Genomic DNA, 16546 nt, shown 5'->3' with positions numbered 1-16546 from the left:
TTCCCCGTAGGGGCGAGGGAAAGACGTTATCTCCTCCACCGCTTTCCCCACCTAGCTAACCATGCAAATACCTCTGCACGATAAGGGGTTGGCATGCGCGACGATCAGATGACACCGGCGCCAAGCCTCGTCCGCAGCTTAGGCGTGACGGGCGTCCTGTTCCTCACCCTCTCCGTCGCGACCCCGGCATCGTCGGTGTTCGTCATCGTCCCCGGCATGCTCCAGGTCGCGGGCACCGGCGCGGTCTGGGCAACGCTCATCGCCGGACTCGTGTGCGTCGCCACCGCATTCGTCTATGCCGAGCTCTCGTCCGCCTGGCCGGTCGCAGGCGGCGAGTATGTCGCGGTCGCGCACACGCTCGGGCCGATGGCGGGGTTCGTCATGCTCGGCGTCAACGTCTTCAACAACCTGCTCTTCCCGCCCGTCGCAGGGCTAGGCGTCAGCGCGGTGCTGGGCACGCTGGTTCCCGGCCTGCCGCAGATCCCCGTCGCGATCGCCGTGGTCGCCGGGGCGACGCTCGTCGCGATGCTCCGGATCCGCGTCAACGCCTGGCTCACTGGGCTCTTCCTGCTGGTCGAGATGCTCGCCATCCTCGCGGTCGTCTGGCTCGGGTTCGCCGATACCGTCCGTCCAATCGGCGACCTCCTGCTCCACCCAGTGATGCCGCAAGGGGCCGCGCTCGTTCCCGCGTCCGCCGCTTCGATCGGCCTCGCCACCTCGATCGCTATCTTCGCGCTCAATGGCTATGGCGCGGCGGTGTATTTGGGCGAGGAGATGCTCGACGCCCCCCGGCTGATCGCCCGCGCGATCATGGCCTCGCTCGCGCTCACGCTTCTGTTCGAAGGTATCCCGATCGTCGCGGTCCTCGTCGGCGTGCCGGATCTCCACGCCACGCTCACCGCCGACGACCCGTTCGGCCTGCTCGTCACCCTCCGCAGCGGCACCACGATGGCGAACTGGCTCTCGATCGGCGTCGTCGTCGCGATCGTCAACGCGGTCATCGCCTGCATCCTCGCCTGCGCGCGCTTCTTCTACGGCACCGCGCGCGACGGAAGCTGGGGCCGTCCACTCGACCAATGGATGACGCAGGTCCACCCGAAGTTCGGCTCCCCCTGGGTCGGCACGCTGCTGGTCGGCGGGTTCGGCATCGTCGCGTGCTTTCTGCCGCTCCAGTTGCTGCTCGTGCTCAGCGGCACCGGCCTCGTCGCGATCTACGCGGGCATCTGCGTCGCGGCGATGGTCGGCAGGCGTACCGGTCAGACCGCCCATGCACCCTACCAGATGCCGTTATACCCGCTTGCGCCGATCGTGACGCTGCTCGCGCTCGGTTATGTCTGCTGGACGAGTTGGCTCGATCTCGAGGAGGGGCGCCCCGGCCTGATCATGACGGCCGCGCAGATCCTGCTGTCGATCGCCTATTATTGGTTCGTCCTGCGCCGACGGGGCGCCTGGAACGTTCAGATCCCGACCCTTGCGACGGAGCGCGATGCATGACGATACACCTGGCCGACTACGAAGACGGCGACGAATACGACGGCAGGTACAAGCACGACCTTGGAGCGCTGCAAAAGCGCCTCGAGCATATCCAGGTCGCGCACATCGTCGGCGGTACGCGCGCGATCGTGATGTTCGAAGGCTGGGACGCGGCAGGGAAGGGCGGCATCATTCAGCGTCTCTCCGCCGAATGGGACCCGCGCAACTACAAGGTCTGGCCGATCTCGGCGCCGACCGCGGACGAGAAGGCGCATCATTTCCTCTGGCGCTTCTGGAACCGGTTGCCCGCCAACGGCAACATCGCGGTGTTCGACCGCAGCTGGTACGGCCGTGTCCTCGTCGAGCGCGTCGAGGGGTTCGCCAGCGAGACCGAATGGCGCCACGGCTATGACGAGATCAACGCGTTCGAGGCGCAGCAGGTCGAGAGCGGCACGACGCTGATCAAGCTGTTCATCCACACCACGCAGAAGGAGCAGGACCGGCGCTTGGAAGCGCGGCTCGACGATCCGTGGAAGCATTGGAAGACCGGGCTCGACGATTTCCACAACCGATCGCGGCGCGACGAGTATCTGGAGGCGATGGCCGAGATGTTCGCGCGCACCGACACCGCGACCGCGCCGTGGAGCGTCATCGACGGCAACGACAAGAAGGCGGCCCGGATCGCAGCGCTGACGCTGATCGCGGACCGCCTCGAAGCCGGCGTATCGATGGTGCCGCCACCGCTCGACCCGAAGGTCAAGAAGGTGGCGGAGAAGGCGTTAGGCCTTCGCTGACCCGTTAGGCTTTCGCGGATTTGGCTTCTGTCGACTCTGCCTGGATGAACTCGTCATCCTCGTTGAGCAGCAGCATCTGGCCCTTGTCGATGCCGAAATAGGCGCCGCGAAGGGCCAGCGTGCCGGCGGCTTCTGCCTCGGTCACGAACGGAAACGTCCGCAGGTTGGCGATCGAGGTGCGGACGGACTCGAGTTCCATCTCGCGACCGGCCTGTTCGCTATCGCCGTACTTCGCGATGACTTTCTCGCGGGCACCGTCAAGCAGGCTCACCCAATCGGATACGAACCCGCCCGCACCCCGCTCGGCATCCGCGAACGCCTGGGTCAGCGCCGCCTTGCAGCCACCGCACTTCTCGTGGCCCATCACGACGATCTCTTCGACCTTCAGCTGCGTGACAGCGAACTCGATCGCGGCCGAGACACCGTGATGGCCACCACCGGTCTCGAACGGCGGTACGAGGTTGGCAACGTTGCGGACGACGAACACTTCGCCGGGCAGCGTATCGAAAATCTGCGCGGGTTCGACGCGGCTGTCGGAGCACGCGATGATCATCACCTTGGGGCTCTGGCCGTCCTTCAGTTCCTTCCAGCGCTCGCGCTGCTCCTCCCAGGGGCCGTCCTTGAAGCGGTGATAGCCTTCGATCATTTCCGGAAAGTGTGTTGGCACGGATAGCCTTCCATATCAGTTTGCGATGCAACATGAAAAACTTGTCATGTTGAAACTGGTTCCATGATTTTATCCGGTTCGTCCGATGGTTCCAACCCGCCGACGGCGTCCGCCGCCATTGTCTCGACGGCAGGGCGGGGCTATCTGGCGTGCATGAACGACATGACCCCGATGGCTGCGCCGGTCCGTGCGCGCAAGCCCGACTGGATCCGCGTCAAGGCGCCGACCTCCGCTGGCTTCGCGAAAACGCGTGAGCTCATGCGATCCAAAAGCCTAACGACCGTGTGCGAAGAGGCGGCGTGTCCGAACATCGGCGAGTGTTGGTCGAAGAAGCACGCCACGGTCATGATCCTCGGCGATACCTGCACGCGGGCGTGCGCGTTTTGTAACGTCAAGACCGGTATGCCGCGCGCGGTCGATCGGATGGAGCCGCAGAACGTCGCCGATGCGGCTGCGCAGATGGGCTTGAACCACATCGTCATCACCTCGGTAGATCGTGACGACCTCCCCGATGGCGGCGCGTCGCAGTTCGTGAAGGTGATCCAGGCGATCCGCGCGTCGAACCCGACGACGACCATCGAGATCCTCACGCCCGACTTCCGCAACAAGGCGCAGGCCGCGATCGAGTCGATCGTCGAGGCGCGTCCCGACGTCTACAACCATAATCTCGAAACCGTGCCGCGGCTCTATCCGACGATCCGCCCGGGTGCGCGCTACTATGCGTCGTTGCGGCTGCTGGAGAGCGTCAAGAAGCACGATCCGTCGATCTTCACCAAGTCGGGCGTGATGCTCGGGCTCGGCGAGGAGCGTCTGGAGATCCATCAGGTGATGGACGACATGCGCTGCGCCGACATCGATTTCCTGACGATGGGGCAGTATCTCCAGCCAACGCCGCGCCATGCCAAGGTCGCCGAGTTCGTGCCGCCCAAGGCGTTCGACGCCTATGCCTCGATAGCGCGCGCGAAGGGCTTCCTGCTGGTCGCATCGTCGCCGCTGACCCGGTCGAGCTATCACGCCGGCGATGATTTCGAGCGGTTGCGTGCAAACCGTGACGCAAAGCTGGGCGTCGCGCGCATCTGATGCCGAAGCATTCGGAAACGCGCCATTTGCCCTATACGCCTGAGCAGATGTTCGACCTGGTGGCCGATGTCGGTCGCTATGCCGAATTCCTGCCTTGGGTAAGCGCGATGCGCGTGCGCTCGAACAGCGATACGGAGACGCTCGCCGACATGATCGTCGGCTTCAAGGGCCTGCGCGAGACGTTCACGTCGCGCGTGCAGAAGGTCCGGCCGAGCGAACTCAACGTCGATTACGTCGATGGCCCGCTCAAGTATCTACGCAACGAATGGCATTTTCGGCCAGAGCCGCAGGGTTGCGCGGTCGACTTCACCGTCGACTTCGCGTTCAAGAACCGGATGTTCGAGATGATCGCCGGGCAGGTGTTCGGCGCTGCACTGCGCAAGATGATCGGCGCGTTCGAGACTCGCGCCGCTGAGCTTTACGGGGCGGACGCATCCGGCAGCAAGAGTTCGAGCGCGCACAACGCGGCCTGAAGCCGGATCCCACCACGACCGAGATCGCCAAAGTCCTTGCGATCGGCGTGGACGTCGGACGGGTCGCGGCCCTTCTCAGCGCGACCGAACACCACGGTGCCGACCGGCTTCTTTAGCGAACCGCCACCGGGGCCAGCGACGCCCGTTATCGCCACCGCGATGTCGGCGCCCGACTGCTTTAGCGCAGCCTGCGCCATGCTCCACGCAACCGCGATCGACACCGCGCCGAACGTTTCGAGCACGTCCGAACTGATCTTCAGCACGCCGAGCTTGGCGGCGTTCGAGTAGGTGACGAAGCCGACCTCGAACACGTCGGAGGACCCGGGGATCTCGGTCAGTGCAGCCGCGACCAGCCCGCCGGTGCAACTCTCGGCGACCGCGACCCGGCGGCCGATCGCGCGGTTCTGCTCGACCACTTTGCGTGCGGCGTCGACCAGTTCGGCGGGAAGGATCGTATCCATCAGCGTGTCTCCACCGGGCAGAGCAGCATCGCCACCGCGGCGATATCTCCGCTGCGCGACTTCTGGGATTTGAGGTACCGCAACGTCTCGACGACGATGCCCGCGGTGTTGCGCGGTGGCAAGGGCTGGAGCAGCGTCACCATCCGGTCGATCGTCCCGCAATCGCGCGTCGCGATCCGCCCGACGATCTGTGGCACCAGCAACGTCGTCAGCAGCGGTCGCGCAAACTCCGAATCGAGCATCGCGTCCACGGCTGGATTGCTGAGTTTGACGATCGCCGCGCGCGCTGCCGGCCATGCTCGGTCGGACTCGACCTGATACCGGTCGATCAACGCACTTGACTGCGATCGGATGAGACTTCTGGCGGGAAGCTGCGCCGCACAGACGCGACCGGTTTCGCGGAGAATGTCGGGCATCGCGACGAGCGTCAGCGATTCGGCCTCGGGCCCGGTGATGCAACGCTGTTGGGCGACCGCCGGGCTGGCAAGGAGCGCGATCGCGGCAAGTGCGCCGACGATCTTCACAGCGGCGATCCGGGCAAGCGAATGGTCGCAACGGCCTGCGCGGCAATGCCTTCGCCTCGCCCGGTGAAGCCGAGCCGTTCGGTCGTCGTCGCCTTGACGCTGACCCGGTCGAGCGTGAGCCCGAGCAGGTCGGCGATCCGCGCGGTCATCGCCGTACGGTGCGGCCCGATCTTCGGCGCCTCGCACATGATCGTCAGGTCGACGAAATCGATGCGACCGCGCTTGTCGGCGATCAGCTTGGCGGCATGCTGGAGGAACTGCGCGGAGTCGGCGCCCTTCCACTGTGGGTCGCTCGGCGGGAAATGCGTGCCGATATCGCCCGCCGCGATCGTGCCGAGCAGCGCATCGGTCAGCGCGTGGAGCGCGACGTCGGCGTCGCTATGCCCCGACAGCCCCTTGTCGTGCGGGATCAGGACGCCGCCGAGCCAGAGCTCCTCGCCGGTTTCGAGGCGGTGGACGTCGAACCCCATCGCGGTACGGGTTTCGTACGCGACACGCGCTTCGGCGGCTGCGAAATCTTCTGGGTGCGTGACTTTCTCGAGCATCGCCGAGCCCTGCACCAACGCGACGCCGACGCCAAGCCGTCGCACCATCTGCGCATCGTCGGTCGCCTCCTCGTCCGCCGGCCAGACGGAATGGGCGGCACGCAGTGCCTCCACGGCAAACGCCTGCGGGGTCTGCACCCGGTTGAGGTCCGCGCGCGGCACGATATCGCCCAACAGGACACTGCCGCGCGCGAGCGTATCGGTCACCGGCAGCACCGGAATGGCCGCGTCCCGGGTCTTCAAGGCGGCAACGAGCGAATCGATGACCGCGTGCGACAGGAAGGGACGGGCGGCATCGTGGATCAGCACATGCGTCGCGTCGCCGGCCGTCACGAGGCCGTTGGTAACCGACTCGCGCCGGGTGGCGCCGCCGACGACGATCGATACCTGCCGCAATGCTGCGGTCGCCAAGCCCTGCTGGCCCTCGGCGACGACGACGATCGTCTCGGCGATGGCCGGGTGCGTCGTGAACGCCTCATAGGAATAGGCGATCATCGGCCGACCGGCGATCGGCGCGAACTGCTTGGGAACCGATCCCCCCGCGCGCACGCCGGTTCCGGCCGCGACGATGATCGCGACGATACGCTGTGCCTGTGTCATCCTTGCGCCCTAGCGGTTCGCCCCGACGCTCGCCAGTCTTGCGAAAAACCCCTGGACGGGGTAGGGGATGCCTCTTTTTCAGGCACATCCATGCGTAACCTTGCTCCTATCCAGATCGGTCCCGTCCGGATCGAAAGCCCCGTCGTGCTCGCGCCGATGACCGGCGTCACCGACATGCCGTTCCGCACACTCGTGCGACGCTATGGCTCGGGCCTCAACGTCACCGAAATGGTCGCCAGCCAGGCTGCGATCCGCGAGACCCGCCAGTCGTTGCAAAAGGCTGCGTGGGATCGGCTCGAGGAGCCGGTATCGATGCAGTTGATCGGCTGCACGCCCTACGAGATGGGCGAGGCCGCGAAGCTCAGCCAGGATCGCGGCGCGGCGATCATCGACATCAACATGGGCTGTCCGGTACGCAAAGTCGTTAACGGCGACGCGGGCTCGGCGCTCATGCGCGACACCAAGCTGGCCAGCGCGATCATCGAGGCCACCGTCAAGGCGGTCGACGTGCCGGTGACGCTCAAGATGCGGATGGGCTGGTGTCACGACAGCCTGAACGCGCCCGATCTCGCGCGGATCGCGGAAGACCTCGGCATCAAGCTGATCACCGTCCACGGCCGCACACGCAACCAGATGTACAAGGGCAGCGCCGACTGGGGCTTCGTCCGGAAGGTCAAGGAAGCAGTGAGCGTACCGGTGATCGTCAACGGCGACATCTGCACCATCGAGGACGCCGAAGCGGCGATGGATCAGTCGGGGGCCGATGGCCTGATGATCGGTCGGGGCAGCTACGGCCGCCCCTGGGTGCTCGGCCAGGTGATGGAATGGTTCGCCACCGGCCGTCGCATCGAGGACCCGTCGATCACCGAGCAATATGACGCGATCGCAGGCCATTACGAGGCGATGCTCGAGCATTACGGGATCGAGACCGGCGTCAACATGGCCCGGAAACATATCGGCTGGTACACCAAGGGGCTGCCCGGTTCGGCCGAGTTCCGCAACAAGGTGAACCAGGTACCGGACCCCAAGCAAGTCAAGGCCATGCTGGCCGAGTTCTACGCTCCCTGCCGCGACCTTGAAGCAGCCTGATACGCCATCGCGCAATCGGCCGGGGTTCGCAGAACTCTTTGCCGCGCTGCCGGTGGCTGTGGTGGTCGTCGATCCCGACCACCGGGTCGCGCATGCCAATGCGCTCGCCGAGCAACTGCTGAACCTGTCGGAACGGTTGATGATCGGACAGCCGCTCGATGCGATCATCCCGCCGCCCGACGATCCGCGAAATCGGGACGGACACGCTCTCGCCGTCTACGACACCGAAATCTCGACCGCGCGCGGTGTCAAGATCCGTGCAGATTTCGCCGAGACGCAGATCGCCGACTATCCGGGCTGGCGCGCGATCACCTTGCACGCATCCGCCACCTCGCGGCGGCTTGGACACTCCGCGGATCGCGCGGCTGGAGCAAGGGCTGCGGTCGGCGCCGCCGCGATGCTCGCGCACGAAATCAAGAATCCGCTGTCTGGTATCCGCGGCGCGGCGCAACTGCTCGGCGCGGGCGAACTCACCACGTTGATCGTAACCGAAGTCGACCGCATCGCCGCATTGATCGACCGCATGCAGGACTTCAGCGACACCCGGCCCTTGCCGCTCGCCAGCGAGAACATCTATCCGCTGCTCGGTCATGCCCGCCGGCTCGCACTCGCCGGTTTCGCGCGCGGTATAACGATCGAGGAACGCTTCGATCCCTCGCTCCCGCCCGCGCAGATCAACCGCGACGCGTTGCTGCAGATCGTCATAAACCTGCTGAAGAATGCGCGCGAAGCCGTTCGCAACGAACGAGAACCGCGGATCGTCATGACCACCGCGTACCGTCACGGCATCACCGTCAGTTCGGCACCCGGCAAGCCACGCCTGCCGCTGCCGATTGAGATCTGCATTTTCGACAACGGCCCCGGCGCCCCCGCCGACATCGCCGATCACCTGTTCGACCCGTTCGTATCGGGTCGACGCGAAGGGCAGGGGCTCGGTCTCGCGCTGGTCGACAAGTTGACCAGGGACATGGGCGGCATCGTCCAATACGGCCGCGAAGGAAACCCCGAGATGACCGTCCTTCGCCTCCTGCTGCCGAGAGCCGCGTCATGAGTACGGTTCTGGTCGTCGATGACGACGCCGCGATTCGTACCGTCGTCGCGCAGGCTCTCCGTCGCGCCGGCCATGACGTCACCGTCGCCGACAGCCTCGCGCAACTCGAACGCGCGCTTGCGGTGACGCTGCCCGACGTTCTCATCACCGACGTCATCCTCCCCGACGGCGACGGCATCGATCATGTCCGCAGCGTCGCCGCGCGGTTTCCGCTGCTACCGATCATCGTCCTCTCGGCGCAGAACACGCTGACCACGGCGGTCCGCGCGGCCGAGGTTGGTGCGTACGAATATCTACCCAAGCCGTTCGACCTCGACGTGCTGACCCGCGCGGTTGCCGGTGCGCTCGCTCGGGGCGGGATGGTATCTGAGGATACGCTCCACGACGCGGACCGCGCGCTGCCCCTGATCGGGCGTTCGGCGGCGATGCAGGACGTCTACCGGATCATCGCGCGCGTCGTATCGAACGATCTGACCGTGCTGATCTCGGGCGAATCGGGCACCGGCAAGGAACTCGTCGCGCGCGCGATCCATGATCTCGGGCCGCGTAGCGCAGCCCCGTTCGTCGCGATTAACATGGCCGCGATTCCGCGCGAATTGATCGAAGCCGAACTGTTCGGACATGAACGCGGCGCGTTCACCGGCGCTGCGACGCGCAACGCCGGACGGTTCGAACAGGCGTCGGGCGGCACGCTGTTCCTCGACGAGATCGGCGACATGCCGATGGAAGCGCAGACCCGCCTCCTGCGCGTGCTCCAGTCGGGCGAGTTCACCAGCGTCGGTGGCGCACGGACGATCCGCGTCGACGTTCGCATCGTCGCCGCGACCAACCGCGATCTGGCGTCACAGGTCGCGACAGGGCAGTTCCGCGAAGACCTGTTCTACCGGCTCAATGTCGTCCCGATCACGTTGCCGCCCCTGCGCGAACGACGTCAGGACATTGCGTTGCTCGCGCGGCATTTTCTGGATCACGCCGCTGCACAGGGCCTTCCACGGCGTCAGCTTGCCAGTGACGCCCTGGTCGCGCTTGGCGGGCATGACTGGCCGGGCAACGTTCGCGAACTCGAAAATCTCATGCGGCGGCTGGCAGTCTTGTCGCGCGACGAAGTCATCGACGCGGACGCGATCCGTACCATGATCGGCCGCCACGCCACGCTCACCGACCCGGTCGGCCTCGATATCGGACAAGCGGTCCGCGCGATGATCGCGCGCATCGCTCATGACGATCCGGCTGCACTCGATGACGGCACGCTCTACGACCGCGTGATCGGCGAAGTCGAACGGCCGTTGATCGAGGCGATGCTGGCGCGTCATGGTCAGAACCAGCTTCGGGCCGCCCGCGCGATGGGGATCAACCGCAATACCCTGCGTAAACGCCTCGATACGCTCGGCATCGATATCGGCGGTACGATCGGCAGCGACGCGCCTCGCGTAGACGAACCGGAACGGCGGTAATTCTGTCATTATGTGGTTTCACGGCAACGGTTGACGTTGTATCGGGGCAACGATGATCGCTTCCGCGACGCTACCGATGGACGATGACGGGCCTGCACACCGGTTTGCCGTGACGCCTGCCGTAGAGGCGGTCGTGCTCGGTGTGGCGATCGCGATCGCCGTTACGAGCTACTTTATCATTACCGGCAGCGACGCGCCGCAGCGCCTGATCCCGCCACCCCTGGTAGCGCTGCTGCTGGTCGCGAACCTCGTGCCCGGAATCGCTCTCCTCATGTTGCTAGGGCGACGTGTGGCCATGCGCCGTGCAGCGCGTTCTCCGGTGGGCGGTGGCGGTCGCCTCCACGTTCGCCTCGTCGCTTTGTTCTCGATCGTCGCCGCCGTGCCGATGCTGCTGGTGACGATCTTCGCATCGCTGCTGTTCCAATATGGCGTCCAGTTCTGGTATTCCGATCAGGCGCGCGGGATGCTCGAGAACGCGACCGGGCTTGCCCAGTCGTCCTACGCACGCCAGCTCAACCGGTGGCAGGAAGCCACCGTGACGATGGCAAGCGACATGTCCGCCTATCTCCGAGAGCGCTCGCTGCAGAGCCCGGATTTTTCCGGCTGGTTCCTCCAACAGGTCTATTTTCGCAGCCTCTCGGAAGCTGCGTTGTTCAAGCTGTCCCCTCAGCAGGGGATCCAGACGCTGGCGATCGTCAACCCGTACGAAATCGACTTTACGCGCCGTGTCACGCCCTCGGCGATCGCCGAGCTGCGGTCGGGCAAAAGCGCGGTCGTTGCGGTGACGGGCGATCGTATCCAGACGATCACGATGCTGCCCGGATCTGACGAGCTGTTTCTCTATGCAGGCCGCGTCGAGGATACGAAATCACTCTCCGAACAGACCACGCGTGCGAACGACGTGCTGAAGAGTTATCGATCGCTTCTGGCCAGGGCGCGTAGTCTCCAGTTGCAGTTCAATGCGGCACTGTTGTTGATCTCGTTGCTGATCGTGGGGATTGCGGTGTGGATCGCGCTGGCGGTTGCGGATCGTCTCGTCCGGCCGGTGGGCGAGCTCGTCGACGCCGCACGCCGGGTGGCAGCCGGCGACCTGACCGCGCGTGTCCCCGATCCGCGCAGCCGCGATGAGGTCGGCACGCTCGCCAACGCGTTCAACCAGATGACCGGGCAGCTGGAGGCGCAGAACACCGAACTCGTCACTGCCAACGGCCAGCTCGAAAGCCGTCGCGCACTGATCGAGGCGGTGATGGCGGGGGTCTCCGCAGGCGTCGTCGCAACCGGACGCGAGCGGACGATCACGATTGCGAACGATTCGGCGACGACGTTGCTAGGCACCGATACTGGCGGGCTGGTCGGACGGCGTCTGGTGGATGTCGCGCCCGAGCTCGACGCGATGCTCGATGGTGGCGACCGGGAAGCGATCGTCGAAGTTGGCCAGGGGAGCGAGGTCCGCACGCTTGCCGTGCGGATCGCCCGGCCAGCTACTGGCCCGATCCTGACGTTCGACGACATCACGCAGCAGCTGCTCGATCAACGCCGCGCGGCATGGTCGGACGTCGCTCGCCGGATCGCGCATGAGATCAAGAACCCGCTGACACCGATCCAGCTTGCGGCCGAGCGGCTTCAACGCCGCTATGGTGGCAAGATCGAGGCGCAGGACGGTACGTTCTCGCGATTGACCGACACGATCATCCGCCAGGTTGGCGATCTTCGTCGCATGGTCGACGAGTTCTCCTCGTTCGCGCGGATGCCGAAGCCAGTGTTCCGCGAGGAATCGCTGGTCGATGCCGCCCGCCAGGCGCTGTTCCTGCACGAGGTCGCGCATCCCGCGATCAGCTTCCAGCTGGTGCAGGACGATCCGGGTCTGACACTGGTTTGCGACCGCCGCCAGATCGGGCAGGCGCTCACGAACATCGTCAAGAACGCGGTGGAAGCTATTGAAACTCGCGGTGAACCCGGCGGATCGGTCACGATGACATTGACGAGCGATGCCAACACGGTCGGCATCGCAGTGGCGGACACCGGCATCGGGCTACCGGCGGAGCGGGACCGGATCGTCGAACCTTATGTAACGACCCGTGCCCGTGGCACAGGCCTCGGCCTTGCCATCGTCAAGAAGATCATTGAGGAGCATTGCGGCACGATCGGCTTTTCCGATCGGCCGGGGGGCGGTACACTCGTCACCATGACCTTCGACGCCAAGGCGCTGGCCGCGCTCGACCAAGGGGCATCCGCATCCGAGTTGGCTGGGGAGGGCCGACTCGACACGATGACCCGCAACCGGACATGATTTAATGGCGCTCGATATTCTCGTCGTGGACGACGAACGTGACATTCGCGAACTCGTAGCCGGCGTCCTGGAGGACGAAGGCTATGAGACACGCGACGCTGGTGACAGCGATTCCGCCCTGGAAGCGATCGCAGCGCGGCGTCCGTCGCTGGTGCTGCTTGATGTCTGGCTGCAAGGGTCGCGTCTCGATGGGCTGGAACTGCTCGACGAGATCAAGCGTCGCGATCCGTCGATCCCGGTGCTGGTGATTTCAGGCCACGGCAACCTCGATACGGCCGTCGCCGCGATCCGCCGCGGTGCGTCCGACTTCATCGAAAAGCCGTTCGAGGCCGAACGGCTTTTGCTGATGGTTGCGCGGGCAACCGAGACCGAACGGCTCCGTCGCGAGGTGGCGACACTGCGGGCTACGGTCGGCCGCGAAACCGACCTGACCGGCAGTTCGGGCTCGATCAACGGCGTTCGCGCGACCTTGAAGCGGGTGGCGGCAACCGGCAGTCGGGTCCTCATCATGGGCGCGGCGGGAGTCGGCAAGGAAGTCGCCGCCCGCCTGCTGCACGGCTGGAGCCTCAGGACCGACGCGCCGTTCATCATCGTCAGTGCCGCGCGGATGACGCCCGAGCGAATGGACGAGGAACTGTTCGGCGTCGAGGAAGCGGGCGATCTCGTCCGTCCCGGTCTGTTCGAACAGGCGCATGGCGGCACGTTGTTCCTCGACGAGATCGCTGACATGCCGATCGCGACGCAGGCCCGTATCCTGCGCGCCCTGACTGACCAGAGCTTTACCCGGGTAGGTGGTACGCGCGTCGTCAAGGTCGACGTTCGCGTCGTCTCGGCAACCGCCCGCGACCTCGTCTTCGAAATCGCCGAAGGACGGTTCCGCGAGGATCTATATTACCGGCTCAACGTCGTACCGGTGATGATCCCGCCGCTGTCTGATCGTCGCGAGGACATCCCCGCGTTGGTCCAGCATTTCATCGCGCACTACGCGTCCGAGCGCCGCGTGCCGACGCCGGAAATCGCGCCGGATGCGATGGTTGCGTTGCAATCCTACGACTGGCCGGGAAATGTCCGGCAGTTGCGCAACGTCGTCGAGCGCACGATCATTCTGGCGCCGGGAGACCGGATCGGGCGGATCGATCTCGACCTTTTGCCGGCCGAAGTTCTCGGCGACCAGGGCGATATCGGATCGGCTGGATCGACCGCGATCATGGGCTCGCCTTTGCGGGAAGCGCGTGAGACGTTCGAGCGGGAATATCTTCGGGTGCAGATCCGACGTTTCTCGGGAAATATCTCGCGGACGGCCAGCTTCATCGGCATGGAGCGCTCGGCACTCCATCGAAAATTGAAGCTGCTCGGCATCACCGAAACCCGCGAGGAATAGACGCCGTAATTTCGCCGCCCTCTGGATATAGCAGGGCGGCGATCATAGATCAGTACCGCGCCCGGTAACCGGGTGCATCTCCGACGCCGGGAAACGGCGCCTTGCGGGCAAAGTCCCGCCAAAAACAAAGGGTTATCCCATTGGCCGATAAACCAGGCTCGCTTCAGGATCTGTTCCTGAACGCACTCCGGCGCTCCAAGACGCCGGTCACCATGTTCCTCGTCAAGGGCGTAAAGCTCCAGGGCATCGTTACATGGTTCGATAATTTTTCCGTCCTGCTGCGCCGCGATGGCCAGTCGCAGCTGATCTACAAGCATGCGATCTCGACGATCATGCCTGCTGGGCCCATGGACGTGTCGGCGATCGTCGATGCGGTCGGAGAAAACCAGAAGAAGCACCCGCTTTTGCAGGATATCTTCCTCAACGCGGTGCGCAAATCCGAAGACAGCGTGACGATGTTCCTCATCAACGGCGTCATGCTGCAGGGCCAGATCGCAGGTTTCGACCTGTTTTGCATGTTGCTTCAGCGCGAAGGCATGGCGCAACTCGTCTACAAACACGCTGTCTCGACGATCCAGCCGGCGCGCCCGCTGAACCTTGCCGAAGAGCCCACTGACACGGATGAAACGGACGATGACGATTGAGTAGTGGTTTCGAACGCGATCGGGACGAGTTCACCCGTGGAACACGAGCGATCGTCGTTCTCCCCGACCAGGGCGACGCCGCGCGCGACGTAGACGCTCGGTTGGAGGAAACCGCGGGGTTGGCCGCTGCCATCGGAGTCGAGGTGGTAGAACGGATCGCTTACCGCGTCCGCCAGGCAAAGCCCGCAACGCTGATCGGAAGCGGGCAGGTTGAATTGTTGGCCACCCAAGTTCGGATGGAAGAGGCGGGACTGGTCGTTTTCGATGCGAGCCTGACTCCGATCCAGCAGCGCAATCTGGAGAAAGCGCTCGAGGTGAAGGTCATCGATCGCACCGGACTGATCCTCGAGATCTTCGGCGAACGCGCCGCGACCGCCGAGGGGCGCTTGCAGGTCGAACTCGCGCATCTCGATTACCAGGCTGGCCGGCTCGTGCGGAGCTGGACCCATCTCGAACGTCAGCGCGGCGGTTTCGGCTTCCTTGGCGGTCCGGGCGAGACGCAGATCGAAGCGGATCGTCGTTTGATCCGCGACCGGATGGCGCGATTGAAGCGTGAGCTCGAGCAGGTCAGCCGGACGCGCGGGCTGCACCGCGAACGTCGCCAGCGTGCGCCGTGGCCGGTAATCGCGCTGGTCGGCTATACCAATGCTGGTAAGTCGACGTTGTTCAATCGCGTGACTGGTGCTGACGTGATGGCGGAGGATCTGCTGTTCGCAACGCTAGATCCGACGCTACGTCAGATTCAGCTACCCGGGCTCGACAAGGCAATCCTGTCGGACACCGTCGGCTTCGTTTCGGACCTTCCGACTCAATTGGTCGCGGCTTTCAAGGCGACCTTGGAAGAGGTCGTGTCCGCCGATCTGCTGGTCCATGTCCGTGATATCGCCCACCCAGATTCGGAGGCGCAGCGTGCCGATGTCGAGACGGTGCTGGCGGAGATCGGCGTCGACGACAATACGCCGCGGTTCGAGGTTTGGAACAAGCTCGACTTGCTCGATCCCGACGCGCACGACGAGATTGCCGGCGAAGCGGCGCGGCGCGACGACGTCGTGGCGATATCGGCGCTGAGTGGGGAAGGGGTGCCGCATCTGATCGAGCAGATCGCGGCAAAGCTGACGGGGGCGCATCGGCGCTATCGGATCACGCTCGATGCCAGCGATGGCGCGGGTGCTGCTTGGCTGCATGCGCATGGCGAAGTGTTCGGGAGCGTCGATGACGAGCTCGAGACGACATATGACGTGCGACTTTCCGATGCGGATTACGATCGGTTCACCCACCGCGACGTTTGACTACCTGCCACAGTTCCTCCTTCTGATCGAGGGTCATGCCGGCGAACGCATCGCCGCCGAGATCCTCGATCGCCCGGAACCGCGCCTCGAACTTCAGATTGCCAGCGCGTAATGCGCTTTCCGCGTCTACTCCGAGATGTCGCGCCCAGTTGGTCACTGCGAACAGCAGGTCGCCGACTTCTTCCGCGAGCTTCTCGGAAGGAGCGTCGAGAACCTCCTCGATTTCCTCGTGGACTTTCGCCAGCGGCCCGCTCGCATCCGGCCAGTCGAAGCCCACCCGCCCTGCGCGTTTCTGCAACTTGTCGGCCCGAGACAGTGCCGGAAGGCCAAGTGCGACCCCCGCCAACGCGCTGCTGTCCGATTTCACCGAACGCTCCTGCGCCTTGATTGCTTCCCATCCGGGCGACTGTTCCACGTCCCCGAATATATGCGGATGACGCCGTTCCATTTTGTCGGCAATCGAGGTCACGACGTCGGCCAGCGTGAAGGCACCGGCTTCCTCGGCAATGCGGCTATGGAACACGACCTGAAGCAGAAGGTCGCCCAGTTCGTCCTTTAGATCCCCGGGATCGTTCCGTTCAATCGCGTCGGCGACTTCATAGGCTTCCTCGATCGTGTAGGGCGCAATCGTGGACCAGGTCTGCACACGGTCCCATTCGCAACCTTCGACGGGATCGCGCAACCGGGCCATGATGGCGACGAGACGTTCGATCATAGAGAAGCCTTATAGA

General features: G+C 64.8%; 16 protein-coding genes. 11 read left to right on the top strand and 5 right to left on the bottom strand.

Features of this window, described 5'->3' with window-relative positions; genetic code table 11:
- The first annotated feature begins 93 nt into the window (after window positions 1-93).
- Window positions 94-1494 carry an APC family permease gene (locus AC59GX_RS17270; protein ID WP_497302116.1) on the top strand — a complete coding sequence of 467 codons (1401 nt, stop codon included), beginning with the start codon at window positions 94-96 and terminating at the stop codon, window positions 1492-1494.
- Entirely contained in the window at window positions 1491-2267 is a 777-nt protein-coding gene (locus AC59GX_RS17265) for a polyphosphate kinase 2 family protein (RefSeq protein WP_426282108.1), read from the top strand. The genes AC59GX_RS17270 and AC59GX_RS17265 overlap by 4 nt, the downstream gene beginning before the upstream one ends.
- Before the next feature lie 4 nt (window positions 2268-2271).
- On the opposite strand, the gene AC59GX_RS17260 is transcribed toward AC59GX_RS17265, so the two are convergent.
- On the bottom strand, window positions 2272-2913 hold the full coding sequence (locus AC59GX_RS17260; protein WP_426282442.1) for a carbonic anhydrase: 642 nt from the start codon (window positions 2911-2913) through the stop codon (window positions 2272-2274).
- A gap of 174 nt (window positions 2914-3087) precedes the next feature.
- Here AC59GX_RS17260 and lipA point away from each other — a divergent pair, with 174 nt between their 5' ends.
- Complete coding sequence (gene lipA, locus AC59GX_RS17255; protein WP_120300234.1) at window positions 3088-4014, top strand: lipoyl synthase; 927 nt, start codon at window positions 3088-3090, stop codon at window positions 4012-4014.
- Window positions 4014-4487, top strand: coding sequence for a type II toxin-antitoxin system RatA family toxin (locus AC59GX_RS17250; RefSeq protein ID WP_426282109.1), 474 nt, complete (start codon window positions 4014-4016; stop codon window positions 4485-4487). Before lipA ends, AC59GX_RS17250 begins: the two co-directional genes overlap by 1 nt.
- On the opposite strand, the gene AC59GX_RS17245 is transcribed toward AC59GX_RS17250, so the two are convergent.
- The 3 genes from AC59GX_RS17245 to AC59GX_RS17235 are packed head-to-tail and all read right to left on the bottom strand — an operon-like array spanning window position 4433 to window position 6617.
- Window positions 4433-4948, bottom strand: a complete 516-nt coding sequence (locus AC59GX_RS17245; protein ID WP_056048893.1) for a CinA family protein — start codon at window positions 4946-4948, stop codon at window positions 4433-4435. The two genes, AC59GX_RS17250 and AC59GX_RS17245, sit on opposite strands and share 55 nt — an antisense overlap.
- A complete protein-coding gene (locus AC59GX_RS17240; protein WP_426282110.1) occupies window positions 4948-5472 on the bottom strand; it encodes a hypothetical protein in 525 nt (174 codons plus the stop codon). The genes AC59GX_RS17245 and AC59GX_RS17240 overlap by 1 nt, the downstream gene beginning before the upstream one ends.
- Complete coding sequence (locus AC59GX_RS17235) at window positions 5469-6617, bottom strand: bifunctional 2-C-methyl-D-erythritol 4-phosphate cytidylyltransferase/2-C-methyl-D-erythritol 2,4-cyclodiphosphate synthase (RefSeq protein ID WP_497302115.1); 1149 nt, start codon at window positions 6615-6617, stop codon at window positions 5469-5471. The genes AC59GX_RS17240 and AC59GX_RS17235 overlap by 4 nt, the downstream gene beginning before the upstream one ends.
- A 90-nt stretch (window positions 6618-6707) precedes the next feature.
- On the opposite strand from AC59GX_RS17235, the gene dusB reads away from it, so the two are divergent.
- The 7 genes from dusB (at window position 6708) to hflX (ending at window position 15815) form a co-directional block, all read left to right on the top strand.
- Window positions 6708-7706, top strand: a complete 999-nt coding sequence (gene dusB, locus AC59GX_RS17230) for a tRNA dihydrouridine synthase DusB (protein ID WP_426282113.1) — start codon at window positions 6708-6710, stop codon at window positions 7704-7706.
- Window positions 7693-8757 carry a two-component system sensor histidine kinase NtrB gene (locus AC59GX_RS17225; RefSeq protein ID WP_426282114.1) on the top strand — a complete coding sequence of 355 codons (1065 nt, stop codon included), beginning with the start codon at window positions 7693-7695 and terminating at the stop codon, window positions 8755-8757. The genes dusB and AC59GX_RS17225 overlap by 14 nt, the downstream gene beginning before the upstream one ends.
- Window positions 8754-10211 carry a nitrogen regulation protein NR(I) gene (gene ntrC / locus AC59GX_RS17220; protein ID WP_426282115.1) on the top strand — a complete coding sequence of 486 codons (1458 nt, stop codon included), beginning with the start codon at window positions 8754-8756 and terminating at the stop codon, window positions 10209-10211. The genes AC59GX_RS17225 and ntrC overlap by 4 nt, the downstream gene beginning before the upstream one ends.
- Before the next feature lie 52 nt (window positions 10212-10263).
- Entirely contained in the window at window positions 10264-12501 is a 2238-nt protein-coding gene (locus AC59GX_RS17215) for a sensor histidine kinase (RefSeq protein ID WP_156348732.1), read from the top strand.
- Window positions 12502-12505: 4 nt separating this feature from the next.
- On the top strand, window positions 12506-13882 hold the full coding sequence (ntrX, locus tag AC59GX_RS17210) for a nitrogen assimilation response regulator NtrX (protein ID WP_056058755.1): 1377 nt from the start codon (window positions 12506-12508) through the stop codon (window positions 13880-13882).
- Between the two features lie 101 nt (window positions 13883-13983).
- A complete protein-coding gene (gene hfq, locus AC59GX_RS17205) occupies window positions 13984-14526 on the top strand; it encodes an RNA chaperone Hfq (RefSeq protein ID WP_082441049.1) in 543 nt (180 codons plus the stop codon).
- The gene (hflX, locus tag AC59GX_RS17200; RefSeq protein WP_426282116.1) at window positions 14523-15815 is read left to right on the top strand and encodes a GTPase HflX; all 1293 of its coding nucleotides are present in this window, start codon (window positions 14523-14525) and stop codon (window positions 15813-15815) included. The genes hfq and hflX overlap by 4 nt, the downstream gene beginning before the upstream one ends.
- Here hflX and mazG read toward each other — a convergent pair.
- Window positions 15796-16530, bottom strand: coding sequence for a nucleoside triphosphate pyrophosphohydrolase (mazG, locus tag AC59GX_RS17195; protein ID WP_426282117.1), 735 nt, complete (start codon window positions 16528-16530; stop codon window positions 15796-15798). The two genes, hflX and mazG, sit on opposite strands and share 20 nt — an antisense overlap.
- Between the last annotated feature and the right edge of the window lie 16 nt (window positions 16531-16546).

This window comes from Sphingomonas sp. 320_CC (assembly GCF_059691795.1).
This window is presented reverse-complemented; position numbering and strand designations above follow the sequence as displayed.

Excerpts from the sequence above, each read along its gene's own strand:
- ntrC (WP_426282115.1), top strand. The coding sequence starts at position 8,754 with ATGAGTACGGTTCTGGTCGTCGATGACGACGCCGCGATTCGTACCGTC.
- AC59GX_RS17250 (WP_426282109.1), top strand. The coding sequence starts at position 4,014 with ATGCCGAAGCATTCGGAAACGCGCCATTTGCCCTATACGCCTGAGCAG.
- AC59GX_RS17265 (WP_426282108.1), top strand. The coding sequence starts at position 1,491 with ATGACGATACACCTGGCCGACTACGAAGACGGCGACGAATACGACGGC.
- AC59GX_RS17235 (WP_497302115.1), bottom strand. The coding sequence starts at position 6,617 with ATGACACAGGCACAGCGTATCGTCGCGATCATCGTCGCGGCCGGAACC.
- lipA (WP_120300234.1), top strand. The coding sequence starts at position 3,088 with ATGAACGACATGACCCCGATGGCTGCGCCGGTCCGTGCGCGCAAGCCC.
- ntrX (WP_056058755.1), top strand. The coding sequence starts at position 12,506 with ATGGCGCTCGATATTCTCGTCGTGGACGACGAACGTGACATTCGCGAA.
- AC59GX_RS17245 (WP_056048893.1), bottom strand. The coding sequence starts at position 4,948 with ATGGATACGATCCTTCCCGCCGAACTGGTCGACGCCGCACGCAAAGTG.
- mazG (WP_426282117.1), bottom strand. The coding sequence starts at position 16,530 with ATGATCGAACGTCTCGTCGCCATCATGGCCCGGTTGCGCGATCCCGTC.
- dusB (WP_426282113.1), top strand. The coding sequence starts at position 6,708 with ATGCGTAACCTTGCTCCTATCCAGATCGGTCCCGTCCGGATCGAAAGC.
- AC59GX_RS17260 (WP_426282442.1), bottom strand. The coding sequence starts at position 2,913 with ATGATCGAAGGCTATCACCGCTTCAAGGACGGCCCCTGGGAGGAGCAG.
- AC59GX_RS17215 (WP_156348732.1), top strand. The coding sequence starts at position 10,264 with ATGATCGCTTCCGCGACGCTACCGATGGACGATGACGGGCCTGCACAC.
- AC59GX_RS17270 (WP_497302116.1), top strand. The coding sequence starts at position 94 with ATGCGCGACGATCAGATGACACCGGCGCCAAGCCTCGTCCGCAGCTTA.